The organism is Nocardia sp. 149-1B (assembly GCF_057747975.1).
In genome coordinates this window covers 4,670,602-4,684,981 of sequence record NZ_CM173233.1, presented here as the reverse complement: position 1 = coordinate 4,684,981, position 14,380 = coordinate 4,670,602, and the positions used below count along the sequence as shown (strand labels likewise).

The window sequence follows — 14,380 nt, the reverse complement described above, 5'->3', positions numbered from 1 at the left end:
GACACGCCTCGGGGGTGCTGAGGAGCCGCGCCATGTTGCCTGATCGTGCCGATCCGGTGCTGGTCGGCCGGGACCGCGAGCTCGCCGAGCTGACCGGCTTCCTGGAGACGGCGGCCGTGTCCGGCGGCGTCCGCCTCGTCACGGGCGATGCGGGCATGGGCAAGTCGGCCCTGCTCCGGTCGGTCGGGCGAGCCGCCGCGGCACGGCCGGGTGCCCGGGTGCTGCGGGCGTCGGGCGTCGAGTTCGAGGCGGACGTGGCGTACGCCGGGCTGCACCAGCTGCTGCTGCCGGTCGCCGGGTGCTTCGAGGAGCTGCCCGGACACGATGCCGCCGTGCTGCGGGCCGTCCTCGGGCTCGATCCGGGGCGACGTCCCGAGCTCCTGCAGCTGACGACGGCGACGCTGGACCTCGTGCGCCGGATCCGCCGGGACGGGCCGCTGCTGATGGTGGTGGACGACGTGCAGTGGGTCGACCGCGACTCCGCGCTCCTGCTCAGCGTGCTGGCCCGCCGCCTCGATGGTTCCGGTGTCGCGCTGCTCCTCGCCCAGCGGCCCGGCGACGAGCCGGGCTTCGACCCCGGCTCGGTGCCGGTCCTCGAGCTCCCGAGGCTCTCGGACGAGGACGCGGACGGTCTCCTGCGGACCTACTATCCGCGCCTGCATCCCGTCGTCCGCCGGCGCCTCGTGGCGGACGCGGACGGGAACCCCCTCGCGCTCATCGAGCTGCCGCGCGGGTTGACCGCCGACCAGGAGTCGGCCGCCGACACGCTCCCCAGCACCCTGCCGCTCAACGACCGGTTGCGCCGACTGTTCGCCGACCGGGTCGCCGCGCTGTCGGCCCCCAGCCGTCGGCTGCTCCTCCTCGCGGCGCTCCACCACGGCAACGATGCCGAGCTGATGCGGGTCGTCGCCGGCTCCGCGGCCGACCTCGGCCCGGCGGAGGAGGCCGGACTCGTGTCGGTCGATGCCCGTGCCGGCAGGCTGAGCTTCGCGCACCCCCTCATCAGGGCGGCCGTGGTCGACCTGGCCTCCGCTCCCGAGCGCCGGGCGGCCCACCGGCGCCTCGCGCAGCTGGCGACCGATCCCGGCGTACGCGCTCTCCACCTCGCCGACGCGGCGCTGGGACTCGACGACGACGTCGCCGGCCTCCTCGACGGGGTGGCGGAGTCGGCAAGCGCCCGCGGCGAGGTGAGGCGTGCGGTGGCGGTGCTGCTGCGGGCCGCCGACCTGACCTCGGTGCCGGCCGACCGTGGCCGGCGCCTCGCCGCCGCGGCGTACCTCGGCGCCAACGTCAACGGCACGCTGGCCTGCGCGAGGGCCTTGCTGGACGAGGCGAGCGGCGTCGACCCCGACGTCGCGAACACGCTCCAGGTCGCGGTCGCGGCGGCCGCCCACCTGCTCAACAGCGACGACGGTGACGTCGACACCGCGCACCGGATGCTGGTCCGGGCGCTTGCCGCGGTGCGCCCCGAACGCGCGGATCCGGCCGTGGTGGGCGAAGCGGTCCGCACGTTGATGCTGGTCTGCGCCTTCGGTGGCCGGGCGGACCTCTGGGCGGCGTTCGAGGACGCCGTCGAACGGTGGGCCGACCTCCTCCGCCCCGAGCAGCGGCTCGCGGCCGTGACGTTCGCCGACCCCGCCCGCACGACCAGCCGGCACCTCGTCGAGCTCGAGGAGCTGGTGTCCGCCGTCGAGGGCAGCGACAACCCCGTGCAGGTGCTGGACGTCGCGATCGCCGGTCACTACCTAGACCGGGTGCCGGCTGCCGCCCTGGACCGGGTGGCACGCGCCGGGCGCGCCGGCGGACCGGTCCCCCTCGCGGCGCAGGCGCTCGTGATGCAGGCGATGACGGCCTTCCACGAAGGCAGGTGGGAGGAGGCCGGATCGCTCGCCGACGACGGCATCGCGCTGTGTGTCGACCACGGTTACCGGCTCCTCGAGTGGGGCATGCTCAACCCCAAGATGCTGATCGCGGCGGCGCGTGGTGACGCGGCCTACCTGGCAGACGTGCGCGAGCGACTGCTGCCCTGGCCGGTCCCGCGGCAGATGCTGGTGGCCCGCGGGTTCGCCGCCAACACCGACGGCCTTGCCGCGCTCAGCCGGGGTCGGTACGCCGAGGCGCACGCGGCGTACGCCACGATCGCGCAGCCCGGCGACCTCCCGCCGTACGTGCAGGCCGTGCTCTGGAACGTCCTCGACGTCGTGGAGGCCGCGGTCCGCAGCGCGAACTCCGACCACGCGCACCGGCACGCGGCGGCCGCGACGACGCTCGCCCACCTCTCGCCCCGGCTGGCGTTCGACGCCGCCGCCGCGGCCGCGCTGGTGGCGCCCGCGGGCGCGCACGAGGCCTTCGACCGCATCGTCGACGACCCCGATTCCCTGCGCTGGCCCTTCCACCTGGCGCGGGTCGAGCTGGCGTACGGCGAGCGGCTGCGGCTCGACCGCGCGATGCGGCGTGCACGCCCGCACCTGGAGCGGGCCGGTGAGCTCTTCGACCGGCTCGACGCCGTGCCGTGGCGGGAGCGGACCGAGGTCGCGCTCAGGGCCACGGGTCGGCACCGGGTCGCCGGCGCCGAGCCCGGCCTGACGCCCCAGGAGCTACAGGTCGCCCAGCTGGCCGCGGCGGGCCTGAGCAACCGCGAGATCGGGGAGCGACTGTTCCTCTCGCCGCGGACGGTCGGCGCGCACCTCTACCGGGCGTTCCCCAAGCTCGGCGTCACCTCGCGGGCGGCACTGCGCGACGCGCTGACCGAGCAGTCGGTGCGTCAGCCGGGTGGAGTCGGATAGGTCATCCGACTGATGCTCGGGGCCCGGGCACCGTCGAAGACTGGCCGCTCCAACCCCGCAGCCAGGAGGCACCGCGATGACCAAGCTCACCGTCGGCCAGGAGAACGGCCACGACATCGAGATCCACTTCGAGGACCACGGCTCCGGACAGCCCGTGGTGCTCATCCACGGCTTCCCGCTGGACGGGCGGTCCTGGGACAAGCAGGAGCGCGCGCTGCTCGAGGCCGGCTACCGCGTCATCTCCTACGACCGCCGCGGCTTCGGGGAGTCCAGCCACACCACGATCGGGTTCGACTACGACACGTTCGCCGACGACCTGCACGCACTGCTCGAGCACCTCGACCTGCGCGACGTCGCGCTCGTCGGATTCTCGATGGGCACCGGCGAGGTGGTCCGCTACCTCGGGCGGCACGGCTCCGACCGGATCAGCAGGGCCGCACTGATGGCCACGGTCCCGCCGTACCTGCTCAAGGCCGAGGACAACCCCGAGGGCGTGGACCGCGAGGTGTTCGAGGGCATCAAGGCCGCGATCGCGGCCGACCGCCCGGCGTACTTCAAGGACTTCCTCGACAACTTCTTCAACGTCGACGTGCTCGGCGGGACCCGGATCAGTGAGGCGGCCTGGCAGGCGGCCTTCGCGATGGCGCTGCAGGCCGGCCCGCACGCGGTGTACGCGTGCGTCGACACGTGGCTCACCGACTTCCGCGAGGACGTCGCCCGCATCGACGTGCCGGTGCTGCTGGTGCACGGCGACTCCGACCGGATCCTGCCCTACGAGTCCACCGCGGCCCGGATGCCGGCGCTCATCCCCGGTCTCACGTTCGTGACGGTCGAGGATGGTCCGCACAACATCGCCTGGACGCACCCGGAGATCGTCAACCCGGCGCTGCTCGACTTCCTGAAGGCCTGAGGGCGTGCGCGCCCAGGTGCTCCCGGCCTTCGGTGAGCCGCTCCGGCTGACCGAGCTGCCCACCCCGGAGCCGGCCGCCGGTGAGGTCCTGGTGCGGATCGCCGCGGCCGGGCTCAACCCGCTCGACACCAAGATCGCGGCCGGCGAGGCAGCCCACGCGCAGGTGCAGCCGCCCGCGGTCCTGGGTCTCGACGCCGCCGGGACGGTGGAGGCTGTCGGCCCGGACGTGCGTGGGTTCGCGGCCGGCGACGAGGTGTTCGGGATGATCGGCGGTGTCGGAGGCGTGCAGGGCGGGCTCGCGGAGTACGCCGCCGTCGACGCCGACCTGCTGGCGCACAAGCCGGCCACGTGGTCGATGGAGGAGGCGGCCGTCGTACCCCTCGCGATCATCACCGCGTGGGAGGGCCTGGTCGACCGGGCCGGGGTGGGCGAGGGTGACGACGTCCTCGTGCACGGGGGCGCGGGTGGGGTCGGGCACCTGGCCATCCAGCTCGCGGCGGCCCGCGGGGCGCGGGTGTGGGCGACCGCCCGGCTCACCCAGGGCGAGACGATCCAGCGGCTCGGGGCGGTGCCGATCGACTACGAGCACGTGGGCGTCGAGGAGTACGTGCGCGAGCACACCGGCGGGCACGGCTTCGACGTCGTCCTCGACACGCTCGGAGGAGCCAACCTCGACCGGTCGTTCGTGGCCGTCAAGCGCTACACCGGCCGGGTCGTGAGCAGCCTGGGATGGGGGACCCACGCGCTGGCGCCGCTGTCCTTCCGTGGCGCGAGCTACTCCGGCGTCTTCACGCTGCTGCCGCTGCTGACCGGGGAGGGCCGAGCGGCCCACGGACGGATCCTCGCCCAGGTGGCCGCGCTCGCCGACGCGGGCCGCCTGCGGCCGATCATCCACAGCAGCTACGACCTGGCCGATGCCGGCCTCGGGCTCGACGAGGTCGCCCGGGGCGTGCCCGCCGGCAAGGTGGTGGTCAGGGTGTGACGGTGAGGGCGCCCCCGGTGCCGCGGTCGAGCGAGCGCGAGATCACCATCCGCTGGATCTGGTTGGTGCCCTCGAAGATCTGCATGACCTTCGCCTCGCGCATGTAGCGCTCGACGGGGAAGTCACGGGTGTAGCCGTAGCCTCCGAGCACCTGGACCGCGTCGGTGGTCACCTTCATCGCGTTGTCGGTGGCCACGAGCTTGGCGACCGAGGCCTCGCGTCCGTAGGGGAGGCCGGAGTCCTTGAGGCGGGCGGCGTGGAGGGTGGTGGCCCGGGCGGACTGCACCGCCGCCTCCATGTCGGCCAGCACGAAGGCCAGGCCCTGGTGGTCGATGATCCGCTGACCGAACGTCTCGCGGTCCTGGGCGTAGGCGACCGCACGGTCCAGCGCCCCCTGGGCGAGACCGGTGGCGACCGCCGCGATGCCGAGGCGGCCCGCGTCGAGCCCGGCGAGCGCGATCTTCAGGCCGTCGCCCTCGGCGCCGAGGAGCCGGTCGGCGGGCACCCGGACGTCGTCGAAGCGCATCGTCGCCGTGGCCGAGCCGGTGAGCCCCATCTTGTGCTCGGGCGGGTCCGCCTCGAGACCGGGAGCGTCGGCCGGGACCAGGAAGCAGGAGATGTCCCCGCGCCCGTCGCCGGTGCGCGCCATCACCTTGTAGAAGTCGGCGTGCCCGCCGTGGGTGGTCCAGGCCTTGGCGCCGCTGATCACGTAGTCGTCGCCGTCGCGGCGCGCGCGGGTGCGCATCGCGGCGGGGTCGGAGCCCGCGTGCGGCTCGGAGAGGCAGTAGGCGCCGAGCAGGTCGCCCCCGAGCATGTCGGGCAGCCACCGGGCCCGCTGCTCGTCGGTGCCCGCGGTCGCGAGGCCGAAGCAGCTCAGCGCGTGCACCGAGATGCCCACGCCGACGCTCGCCCAGACCGCTCCCACCTCCTCGAGCACCTGGAGGTAGACCTCGTAGGGCTGCCCGCCGCCGCCGTGCTCCTCGGGGTAGGGGAGCCCCAGGAGCCCGGTGCGGCCGAGCATCCGGAACACGTCGCGGGGGAACGTCTCGGTCGCCTCGGCCTCGGCCGAGCGGGGCGCGAGCTCCTCGGCGGCGATCTGGCGGACCAGGGCGATCAGGTCGACGGCCTCGTCGGTGGGCAGCATTCGAGATGCGGGCATGAGTACCAGACTACGCCGACTGGTACTGATAGCGTCAGCGTCGTGCCGCCCCCTCGCCACCAGCTCCTCGACGAGCTGATCGAGCTGTTCCTCGCCGAGGGCTTTCTGGAGTTCGGGATCGGCGACCTGGCCGCCCGGCTGCGCTGCTCGCGGAGCACGATCTACCGGGTCGCCGAGACCAAGGAGCAGGTGGTGCTCGCAGCGGTGCGTGGCTTCTTCCGGCGCGCGACGGAGCGGATCGAGGCGCAGGTCGCCGCGGAGCCAGACCCGGGCGCCCGGCTCGCGGTCTACCTCACGGCCGTCGCGGAGGAGCTGGCGCCCGCCGGCGAACGGTTCTACGCCGACCTCCAGGCCTACGCGCCCGCGGCCGCGATCTACGAGGCGAACACCCGGCTCGCCGCGGAGCGGGTGCAGGACCTCGTGGGCGCCGGGGTGGCGGCCGGATCGTTGCGCCCCGTGGACGCCGGGTTCGTCGGCGTCGCGGTCGCCCAGGTGATGACCGCGATCCAGGGTGGCCGGATCGCCGCGGGGTCCGGGCTCGCCGACGCGGCGGCGTACCGCGCGCTCGCCGACCTCGTCGTGCACGGTGTGGGCGGGTCCACTCCCTGAGCATCTCGCGGGGGCCGACGTCGTCCTGAGAGAGTGCACGCCATGAGCAACCTCCCCGAGTCCCTCGTTGACCTGACCGTCGCCGTGCTCGGCGGCACCGGACCCCAGGGGCGCGGCCTGGCACGGCGGTTCGCCGCCGCGGGGCTGCCGGTGGTGATCGGCAGCCGGAGCGCCGAGCGGGCCGAGGCCACCGCGGCCGAGCTCGCCTCGGCCACCGGCGGGGCGGTGACCGGCGCCGACAACGCGAGCGCTGCGGCGGCCGGTGACATCGTCGTGATCGCCGTACCGTGGGAGGGCCACGGGGACCTGGTCGCCGGCCTGGCCGGCGAGCTGACGGGCAAGGTCGTCGTCGACTGCGTGAACCCGCTCGGCTTCGACAAGCAGGGCGCGTTCGCGCTGGTGGTCGAGGAGGGCTCGGCCGCGCAGCAGGCCCAGGCGTTGCTGCCCGAGAGCACGGTGGTCGGGGCGTTCCACAACGTCAGCGCGGTCAAGCTCGAGGACCCCGAGGTCACCTCGGTCGACACCGACGTGCTCGTGCTCGGCGACGTGCGGGAGGCGACCGACCTGGTCCAGGACCTGTGCGACACGATCCCGGGCGTGCGAGGCGTCTTCGGTGGCCGGCTGCGCAACGCCCACCAGGTCGAGGCGCTCACCGCGAACCTGATCAGCGTCAACCGCCGGTACAAGGCGCACGCGGGTGTGCGGGTCACCGACATCTGACTTGCGCCCCTCGTGTGCCGAAGATCACCCGGCCATCGAGGGGTCCGGGCTGGAATATCGGCCGAAACAGGTTCGTTGAACAGGTAATCTTCCTGTAGCAGCACCTACAGATCCACCATCACGACGCGGCCGGCGCACTGGGTGCCCTCGGTCGCGTCGTACGTTCGCGCGCCAGCGCTAGAAGCACGGACAGCAGTGACCCTCTCTCTTGCCACCCTCGTCGGCCTCGCCGGCACCCTCCTCGCGGCCGGCTACACCGTCCCGCAGTTCCGCAAGCTCCGCCGGATGAGCACCGCCACCGGCGTGAGCATCGCGGCGCTCGCGAACTCGACGATCAGCGGCGTCGCGTGGACGGTGTTCGGCGTGCACGAGCGCGAGATCTGGGTCGCCCTGCCGGCCGCGGTCGCCGTCCCCGCCACCGCGGGCGCCGCCGTGCTCGCCTGGCTGCGCGGTGGCTCCCGTGAACGGCTCTGGCTGCCCGTCGTCTGGCTGGTCACCCTCAGCCTGGCCGCGCTGTCGACGTCGTGGATCGGCTCGGGGCCGGCGACCGTCATCCTCGGCTGCTCCGTGGCGCTCCTGGTGACGCCGGCCGCGCTGACGGCGTGGCGCAGCCATGACGTGTCCGCGATCGCCGCGTCCGCGTGGGCGATGATGATCGTCGACGCGCTGCTCGCCGGCGCATACGGCCTGCTCGCCGACATCGACGCGAACCTGATCTACGCGGCGGTCGCCACGATCGGCTCGCTGGCCATCCTGCTGCGCATCACGATCCCCGACCACGTGCACGCCCGGCTGGTCCCGCTGCCCGCGCCGCTCGACCCCGACGTCAGTCGCGAGGACCTCAGCCTCGTCGCCTGACCTCTCAGGCGGTGCCGTCGAGGCCGCCGAACAGGCCCTCGAGGACGGGACGGACGCCACCTCGGGAGTCGACCCAGCCGACGTCCGGCTCCAGTCGGCGTACGACGCGCGCCGGGTTGCCGGCGACGATCGCGAAGTCCTCGACCTCGCCGCGGACGATGGAGCCGGCGGCGACCACGACGTTCTGACCGATCCGGGCGCCGGGCAGGATCACCGCACCGTGCCCGATCCAGGACCCGGAGCCGATCGAGACCGGCTGGTGCAGGCCGAACTGCTCCCCGATCGGGCGGGCCGGGTCCTGGTAGCCGTGGCTGGCGTCGGTGACGAACACGTTCTGCCCGAAGAAGACGGCCTCGCCGATGGTGATCGACGCGTGCGCGGTGATGCTGACCCGGGCGCCGAGCATCGAGCGGTCACCGACCACCAGCGCCCGTTCGGGGAGGTGCGGGTCGTCCGCGCCGTACCCCACCGAGAGCGTCGCGTGGCGGCCGATGAGCACGCCGGACCCGATGTGGATCGAGCGGCAGTTGAGCAGTGTCGCCGGCGGGAAGTCGATGCAGCTGCCCGTCCCGAACGAGCCGAACTCCGCTGCCGCCCGGGTCCCGGGCACGATCTCGCCCGCCCGGTCCAACCACCGCCAGGCGGCGTGCACGCCCCGGTTGAGGACGCGGTCGACGGCGCGGGTGAGCGGCTTCACGGGCGTGACGCTAGCCCGTCGGGCACGCGTTGGCTCGGTCTGTCAGAGTTCTGGGCATGAAGGCGGTCGTGCGCCGGGTCGCGCTGGAGGTCCTCGGGTGGGTCCTGGTGGTTGCCGGGATCGCCGCCCTCGTCCTCCCGGGACCGGGTCTGCTGATGATCTTCGCCGGCCTGGTGATCCTCTCGCAGGAGTACGAGTGGGCCGAGCGGCGCCTCGAGCCGGTCAAGGTCCGTGCGCTGCGCGGCGCCGCGGAGAGCGTCGAGAACTGGATGCGGATCACGTTCTCGACCGCCGTGGCGATCGGTCTGATCGCCTGCGGGGTCCTCTGGGTCTGGGGCCCCGAGGCGCCGGGGTGGTGGCCGCTGTCCGAGCGCTGGTGGTTGCCGGGCGGCGCCGCGACCGGCGTGACCCAGGTCGCCTCGGGTCTGATCGCGATCGGTCTGATCGTCTACAGCTACCGCAGGTTCAGGGTGCGCGGTGAGCCGGTGCCCGAGCTGCCCGACGACCGCGACGGCGAGGGCGACGGCGACGGCGACGGCTGAGCGTCAGCCGCGAACACCGGCCCGAGCGTACGGCGCAGGGCGAGCAGCGCGTCGGTGCGCAGGTGCGCGACCTGCTGCTCGTCGACCTCGAGGTCGGCAGCCAGGTCCGGCAGCGAGCGCTGGTCGAGGAAGTACCCCTCGATCACCGCGCGCCGGTCGCCCGAGAGCATCGTGACCGCCTGCTGCACCTGGCTGAGGCGGGCGGAGGAGACGGGCTCGCGCCGGTGCTGTCCCCGCGCCTGCCAGTCGATCGCCTGGAGCGTGTCGACCACGGCCGCGCGGATCCGCGCTGACGCGAACCGGGTGAAGTTCCCGTCGGCGTCCTCGTGCGCGCGGCTCGCCGCGGCGAGTGCGGCCAGCCCCGAGGACATGAGCTCCTCGCGCGTCACCGACGCCGGCACCCGGCGCATGGTCTCGGCGACGACGTGCTCCACCAGCTGTGCGTGCTGTGCTGCTCGGTCTGCGACGTGCGCATCCGAGGATCCCCCCACGGTCTCCTCCATGCCGTCTATTGGAGGCCACGACTCGGCGTCGGGTCAGGGCTTCGGTCGGATTCGTCCGGAAATGATCGGGGCGGGTGCCAGCGACTGGCGATCACGACCGTGAGTCGGTGCATCGACGCTCGGATCGGTGCGCCCCGCCCGGCTTCTGGCGAGGCACCCACCCTCAGAACGCCGACCGGTCGACAACCTCCGAGACGCGGCACTAGGCAACGTCGACCCGGCGGGCCTGGCGTCCGGCTGTTGCAGGCGAGGGACCCGCGGAGACCCGGTGCCGCCGACCCGTGGCGGGTGGGTCGTGCTGAGCGATCGACTCGAGTGCCGGGGCGAGCGAGTGCCGCAGGGTCCGCAGCGCGTCGGTGCGCAGGCGGGCGAGCTCCTGCTCGTCGAGCTCCAGCTCGGCCGCCAGGTCGGGCACCGCTCGCTGGTCCAGGAAGTAGCCCTCGACCACCGCGCGTTGCTTGCCGGGCAGTGCGGCGAGCGCGGCGTGCACCGCACCCAACCGGCTGCGATCGGGTGCCGGCCTCGACCACCGGGCGCGCGCCTGCCAATCGATCGAACGCAGCGCGTCGACGACCGCGGCCCGGATCCGGTCCCCGGCGTACCGGTGGACGTCACCGTGGACCGCCGGCTCGTACTCGCGGCTCGCCGCCGTCAGGGCGGCCAGCCCGGCGGCGGTGAGCTCGTCTCGTGTGACCGACTCCGGAACTCGCCGGAGCATCTCGGTGACCACGTGGTGCACCAGGGCCAGGTGTCGTGCTGTCCACTCCTCGGCTGCAACGGCCGAGGAGCCCCCCATAGCGCTCTCCATGGCACCAGTAGAAGGCACCACCCCCTATTTGTCACGGAAATTCTCGTGTTTAATAAGAGGTCTGGACCGCGGGCCCCTCGTCGTCCTCAGGCGATCGGCGACGCGCCGAGGGTGACCGCGGCGCGGTGCCCCGAACGGTCGCGCCCGGTCCACCGGAGCACCACCCGGTCGCCCGGCTGGTAGGTCGCCAGCGCCGCCCGCAGGCTGTCGAGGGAGGTCACCGGCGAGCCACCCACCGCGGTGAGCAGGTCCCCGCTCTCCAGGCCCGCGGCCGCCGCCGCGGTCCCGGACTCGACCTGCACCACGCCCAGACCGCTCGCGTCCTCCACGACGCCGACGCCGAGGTACGCCGTCGCGCCGATCTGCACGCCGGCGGTCTCGTCACCGGACTCGATCTGCTCGGCCACGGCCAGGGCATCCTCGATCGGCACGGCGTAGCTCTCGGTCGGCCCCGCCTGGGAGGCGGCCGTCGTGATGCCCACGACCTCGCCCTCGTCGTCGAGCAGGGCGCCACCGGAGTAGCCGCCGACGACGTAGGCGTCCATCTCGATGAGCCCGGTGAGGTCCTCGCCCTCGGTGACCGACGTGGCCGCCGTGGTGATCGACTGGTCGAGGGCGGTCACGGTGCCGGTCGAGGCGGAGAGCGATCCCTGGCCCTCGGCGTTGCCGACGGCGGTGACGCTGTCGGAGACCGCCGGGTCGCCGTCGTCGTCGACGTCGACCACGTCGAGTCCCGAGGCGCCGTCGAGCTGGAGCAGGGCGACGTCGGCGGTCGCGTCGAACCCGAGGACCCGGGCGTCGTACGTCGCGCCGGTGGTCGCGACCGTCACGGTGACGGACGTGGATCCCTCGACCACGTGGTAGTTGGTGAGGACCAGGCCGTCGGCGCCGATCACCAGGCCGGTGCCGGCCGCCTCGCCGTCGGTGAGGGTGGTCTCGATGAGCACCACCCCGTGCGACTGGTCGGTCGTCGCCGCGGTGCCGGTGGCCGTGTCGGTGCCCGTCCCCGCGCCGGAGCCGGGGGAGCCCTGGCTCCACGAGGGCGGCTGGGGGGCGAGAGCCAGGCCGTTGCCCGACGTACCGGCGCTCGACTGCGCGGCCGAGGCGGAGTCGTCGGTGCGCAGCGCCACCCAGGTGGCGGGGACAGCCACGGAGGCGGCGAGGACGCTGCCGGCGACGGCGCCGGCGAGCGTGCTGCTCCAGACCCGGCGACGCCCAGGAGGCGAGGGCGGGTCGGAGGGGACGGGAGCCGGTGCGGAGGTCTGGGTGTCCATGACCTCAGTGGACTCGGGCGACCTGCAAGCCCGGTCGGAGCGGGCTGTGCGCCTCCTGTGCGTCCGGCGATCAGATGGCCGGCAACGTCACCGTGAAGGTCGTGCCCGCGCCCGGCCGCGACTGCACGGTGACCTCGCCGCCGTGGCGATCCACGATCGTGGCGACGATCGCGAGGCCCAGGCCGGTGCCGGGCTCGCGGAGGGCGTCGGGGTTGGTGGTCCGGAAGAACGGGCGGAACAGCCCGACCTGGTCCTCCTCGGAGATGCCGAGGCCGTCGTCGGCGACGCGTACGACGACCTTGTCGACAGGGTCGACAGGGTCGCGGCCGACGCTGATCGTGACCGTGCCCCCGCTCGGGGTGTACTTGACCGCGTTGCTGACCAGGTTGCTCAGCAGGCGGTCGAGCTCCGTGGGGTCGCCCGGGACGACGAGGTCGGCGTCGTCCACCTCCAGCTCCAGGGACAGCCCCTTCGCCTCGGCGGTCGACCGCACCAGGGCGACGACCGCCGAGCCCACCGTCCGCAGGTCGACGGGCACCCGCTCCAGCGGGTGCTGGGGGTCGCTGACCCGCGCGAGCAGCAGCAGGTCGTCGACGACCTTCTGCATCCGGACGGTGCCCCGCGTCATCGCGGCCTGGTAGGGCTGTGCGGCCGGGCCGAGGTCCAGGTCGCTGAGGAGCTCGAGGTTGCCGGAGATCACGGTGAGCGGGGTGCGCAGCTCGTGAGAGAGGGTGGCGATCAGCTGGCTGCGGTAGTCGTCGAGCTGCTTGAGCTCGTGGACCAGGCTGCGCTCGCGCTCCAGGGCCCGCACGGTCATCAGGGCGGCGCCGAGGTCATAGCCGATCTGCAGAGCCGAGCCGATCTCGACCGGCGACCAGGCCGGGTCCTGCGCCCGGCGGGACAGCACCAGGAACCCGAGGCACTCGGCGCCCGCCCCCAGCGGGACCGCCAGCGCGGAGCTCAGGCCGAGCTCGGACAGCTGCCGCCGCGCCTCTCGCAGCAGCGGCCCGGCATCCGCGGCCGCCGGGAGCGAGGAGTCGACCCCGTCGGCGATGACCAGCACCTGCTGGGCCTCCCACAGGCGTGGCGCCAACCGGTGCGCCAGGCTGACCATCCGGTCCGACAGCGTCACCACCTGGCCCTCCCTCGTGCGGGCGTAGCCGGGGCCGCCCCCGTGCGCGTCGAGGACCTGGATCCACGAGCCGGCGGCGCCGAACCCCTCCACCAGCGGTCGGTGGGTGTGGTCGAGCACGGCCTGCACCGAGGCCTGGTCGGGCATGGAGGCCGACCGGATCAGCCGGCGGGCCGACTCGGCGTGGGCGATCTGCTGGACCAGGGCCTCGCGCTCGAACGCCGTGACGACGGCGCGTTCGGCCTGCGCGGCGTACCGCTCCAGCAGCCGACGCTGCGCCGCGTCGGGACGTCGGCCCGACACCGGGCGATCGACGGACATCACCCCGATCAGGCGGCCTTCGTCGTCGCGGAGCAGGCCGACCAGCACGTCCATGGGGTGCCACGCGTCCGGGCCGCCGGCCTGCTCCTCGGACACGACCATCCAGTGCCCCTCGAGCTCGGAGGCGTCGTAGTCCTCGGCGGCCAGGAACCGGAACCGGCCCCAGCTCTCGGCCTGGGCGAGCACGGGATCGAGCACGGACACGGGGTCGGTCGAGGTGAGGTAGTCGCTGAACTCCTCGGGGCCGGTGTAGGCCATCGTGACCATGTCGCCGTCCAGGACGACCGAGAGCGTCGCGACCTCGAAGCCGATCATCTCGGCCACCGACTCGACCATCAGCTGCAGCACCGCGCGGGCAGCGGAGTCGGACCAGCCGGTCCGCGGGTCGTCCGCGTGCTCCGTCGCGTCCTTCGCCGTCACCGCGCCGTCCCCTCCCGTCGGACCGCTCCCGTTTGCGGTCGAGTATGGCGGGTCGCGCGCCCCTGCCTCAGTCGGGGATCGCCGCCGGCTCGCCGGTGCGCAGCAGCGTGGCGATGTAGATGACGATCGGCGTGGTGCCGGCGTTGCGGGCGTGGTGGACCTCGTCCTGCTGCTCGATCAGCCAGCGGCCGGGCCGCACCTTCACGGTCTCGCCCGGGTCGATCGTGCGGACCAGGGTCGGGTCGTCACCAGGACCCTTCATGAGCTTGGCCTGACCGGACTCGACGCTGTAGGTCAGCGTGCCCTCAGCGACGTACCCGAGCTGGGCGCCGGGGTGGTGGTGGGACGCGAGCTCGGCGCCCGGCATCACCACGACCTTGCTGAGTCCCAGGGTCCGATGCGGCGCTCCGGGCGGCGCGGCCACCTCGGCCAGCGGCTCACGGGTGACCACCACCGGGGCGGGGTCGTCGGCGGCGGTGGCGGAGACGGCGATCCCGGCGCTGAAGCCGGCGCCGACGAGGGCGAGTCCGCCGAGGGGGAGAAGGAGTCGCTTCATGGACGGAGCGTAGGGAGGCTCGTCGTACGCCGCAGCCGATCCGCCGAACCGGGGTGGGTCGGCTGCCGGAGCCGCCCGACCTCGCCCCGGCCTGTCCCCGCCG

14 protein-coding genes are annotated in these 14,380 nt (G+C 73.7%); 7 read left to right on the top strand and 7 right to left on the bottom strand.

What is annotated here, in order from left to right; all coding sequences use genetic code 11:
- Window positions 1-32 precede the first annotated feature (32 nt).
- The 3 genes from AC3ANS_RS22420 (at window position 33) to AC3ANS_RS22410 (ending at window position 4,678) form a co-directional block, all read left to right on the top strand.
- The gene (locus AC3ANS_RS22420; protein ID WP_488293783.1) at window positions 33-2,786 is read left to right on the top strand and encodes a helix-turn-helix transcriptional regulator; all 2,754 of its coding nucleotides are present in this window, start codon (window positions 33-35) and stop codon (window positions 2,784-2,786) included.
- 76 nt (window positions 2,787-2,862) lie between these two features.
- Window positions 2,863-3,696, top strand: a complete 834-nt coding sequence (locus AC3ANS_RS22415) for an alpha/beta fold hydrolase (protein ID WP_488293782.1) — start codon at window positions 2,863-2,865, stop codon at window positions 3,694-3,696.
- A 4-nt stretch (window positions 3,697-3,700) separates the two neighbouring features.
- On the top strand, window positions 3,701-4,678 hold the full coding sequence (locus AC3ANS_RS22410) for an alcohol dehydrogenase catalytic domain-containing protein (RefSeq protein WP_488293781.1): 978 nt from the start codon (window positions 3,701-3,703) through the stop codon (window positions 4,676-4,678).
- Here AC3ANS_RS22410 and AC3ANS_RS22405 read toward each other — a convergent pair.
- Window positions 4,668-5,837: an acyl-CoA dehydrogenase family protein gene (locus AC3ANS_RS22405; RefSeq protein WP_488293780.1), complete on the bottom strand. Its 1,170-nt coding sequence runs from the start codon at window positions 5,835-5,837 to the stop codon at window positions 4,668-4,670. The two genes, AC3ANS_RS22410 and AC3ANS_RS22405, sit on opposite strands and share 11 nt — an antisense overlap.
- Before the next feature lie 42 nt (window positions 5,838-5,879).
- Here AC3ANS_RS22405 and AC3ANS_RS22400 point away from each other — a divergent pair, with 42 nt between their 5' ends.
- From AC3ANS_RS22400 to AC3ANS_RS22390, 3 genes are all read left to right on the top strand, one after another.
- Window positions 5,880-6,446, top strand: coding sequence for a TetR/AcrR family transcriptional regulator (locus tag AC3ANS_RS22400; RefSeq protein ID WP_488293779.1), 567 nt, complete (start codon window positions 5,880-5,882; stop codon window positions 6,444-6,446).
- Between the two features lie 42 nt (window positions 6,447-6,488).
- Entirely contained in the window at window positions 6,489-7,166 is a 678-nt protein-coding gene (gene npdG, locus AC3ANS_RS22395; protein WP_488293778.1) for an NADPH-dependent F420 reductase, read from the top strand.
- A 195-nt stretch (window positions 7,167-7,361) separates the two neighbouring features.
- Window positions 7,362-8,024 (top strand): hypothetical protein, encoded by a 663-nt coding sequence (locus tag AC3ANS_RS22390; RefSeq protein ID WP_488293777.1) that lies wholly within the window; start codon window positions 7,362-7,364, stop codon window positions 8,022-8,024.
- 4 nt (window positions 8,025-8,028) lie between these two features.
- Here AC3ANS_RS22390 and AC3ANS_RS22385 read toward each other — a convergent pair whose 3' ends face one another.
- The gene (locus AC3ANS_RS22385) at window positions 8,029-8,721 is read right to left on the bottom strand and encodes an acyltransferase (RefSeq protein ID WP_488293776.1); all 693 of its coding nucleotides are present in this window, start codon (window positions 8,719-8,721) and stop codon (window positions 8,029-8,031) included.
- Window positions 8,722-8,777: 56 nt separating this feature from the next.
- Here AC3ANS_RS22385 and AC3ANS_RS22380 point away from each other — a divergent pair, with 56 nt between their 5' ends.
- Window positions 8,778-9,263 (top strand): PGPGW domain-containing protein, encoded by a 486-nt coding sequence (locus AC3ANS_RS22380; protein ID WP_488293775.1) that lies wholly within the window; start codon window positions 8,778-8,780, stop codon window positions 9,261-9,263.
- Here AC3ANS_RS22380 and AC3ANS_RS22375 read toward each other — a convergent pair.
- The 5 genes from AC3ANS_RS22375 to AC3ANS_RS22355 form a co-directional block, all read right to left on the bottom strand.
- Window positions 9,176-9,766 carry a hypothetical protein gene (locus AC3ANS_RS22375; protein WP_488293774.1) on the bottom strand — a complete coding sequence of 197 codons (591 nt, stop codon included), beginning with the start codon at window positions 9,764-9,766 and terminating at the stop codon, window positions 9,176-9,178. The genes AC3ANS_RS22380 and AC3ANS_RS22375 overlap by 88 nt on opposite strands.
- A 202-nt stretch (window positions 9,767-9,968) precedes the next feature.
- On the bottom strand, window positions 9,969-10,574 hold the full coding sequence (locus tag AC3ANS_RS22370) for a hypothetical protein (RefSeq protein WP_488293773.1): 606 nt from the start codon (window positions 10,572-10,574) through the stop codon (window positions 9,969-9,971).
- Between the two features lie 86 nt (window positions 10,575-10,660).
- Window positions 10,661-11,848 carry a S1C family serine protease gene (locus AC3ANS_RS22365; protein WP_488293772.1) on the bottom strand — a complete coding sequence of 396 codons (1,188 nt, stop codon included), beginning with the start codon at window positions 11,846-11,848 and terminating at the stop codon, window positions 10,661-10,663.
- Between the two features lie 70 nt (window positions 11,849-11,918).
- A complete protein-coding gene (locus AC3ANS_RS22360) occupies window positions 11,919-13,721 on the bottom strand; it encodes a sensor histidine kinase (RefSeq protein ID WP_488293771.1) in 1,803 nt (600 codons plus the stop codon).
- Window positions 13,722-13,788: 67 nt separating this feature from the next.
- Complete coding sequence (locus AC3ANS_RS22355; protein WP_488293770.1) at window positions 13,789-14,277, bottom strand: cupin domain-containing protein; 489 nt, start codon at window positions 14,275-14,277, stop codon at window positions 13,789-13,791.
- Between the last annotated feature and the right edge of the window lie 103 nt (window positions 14,278-14,380).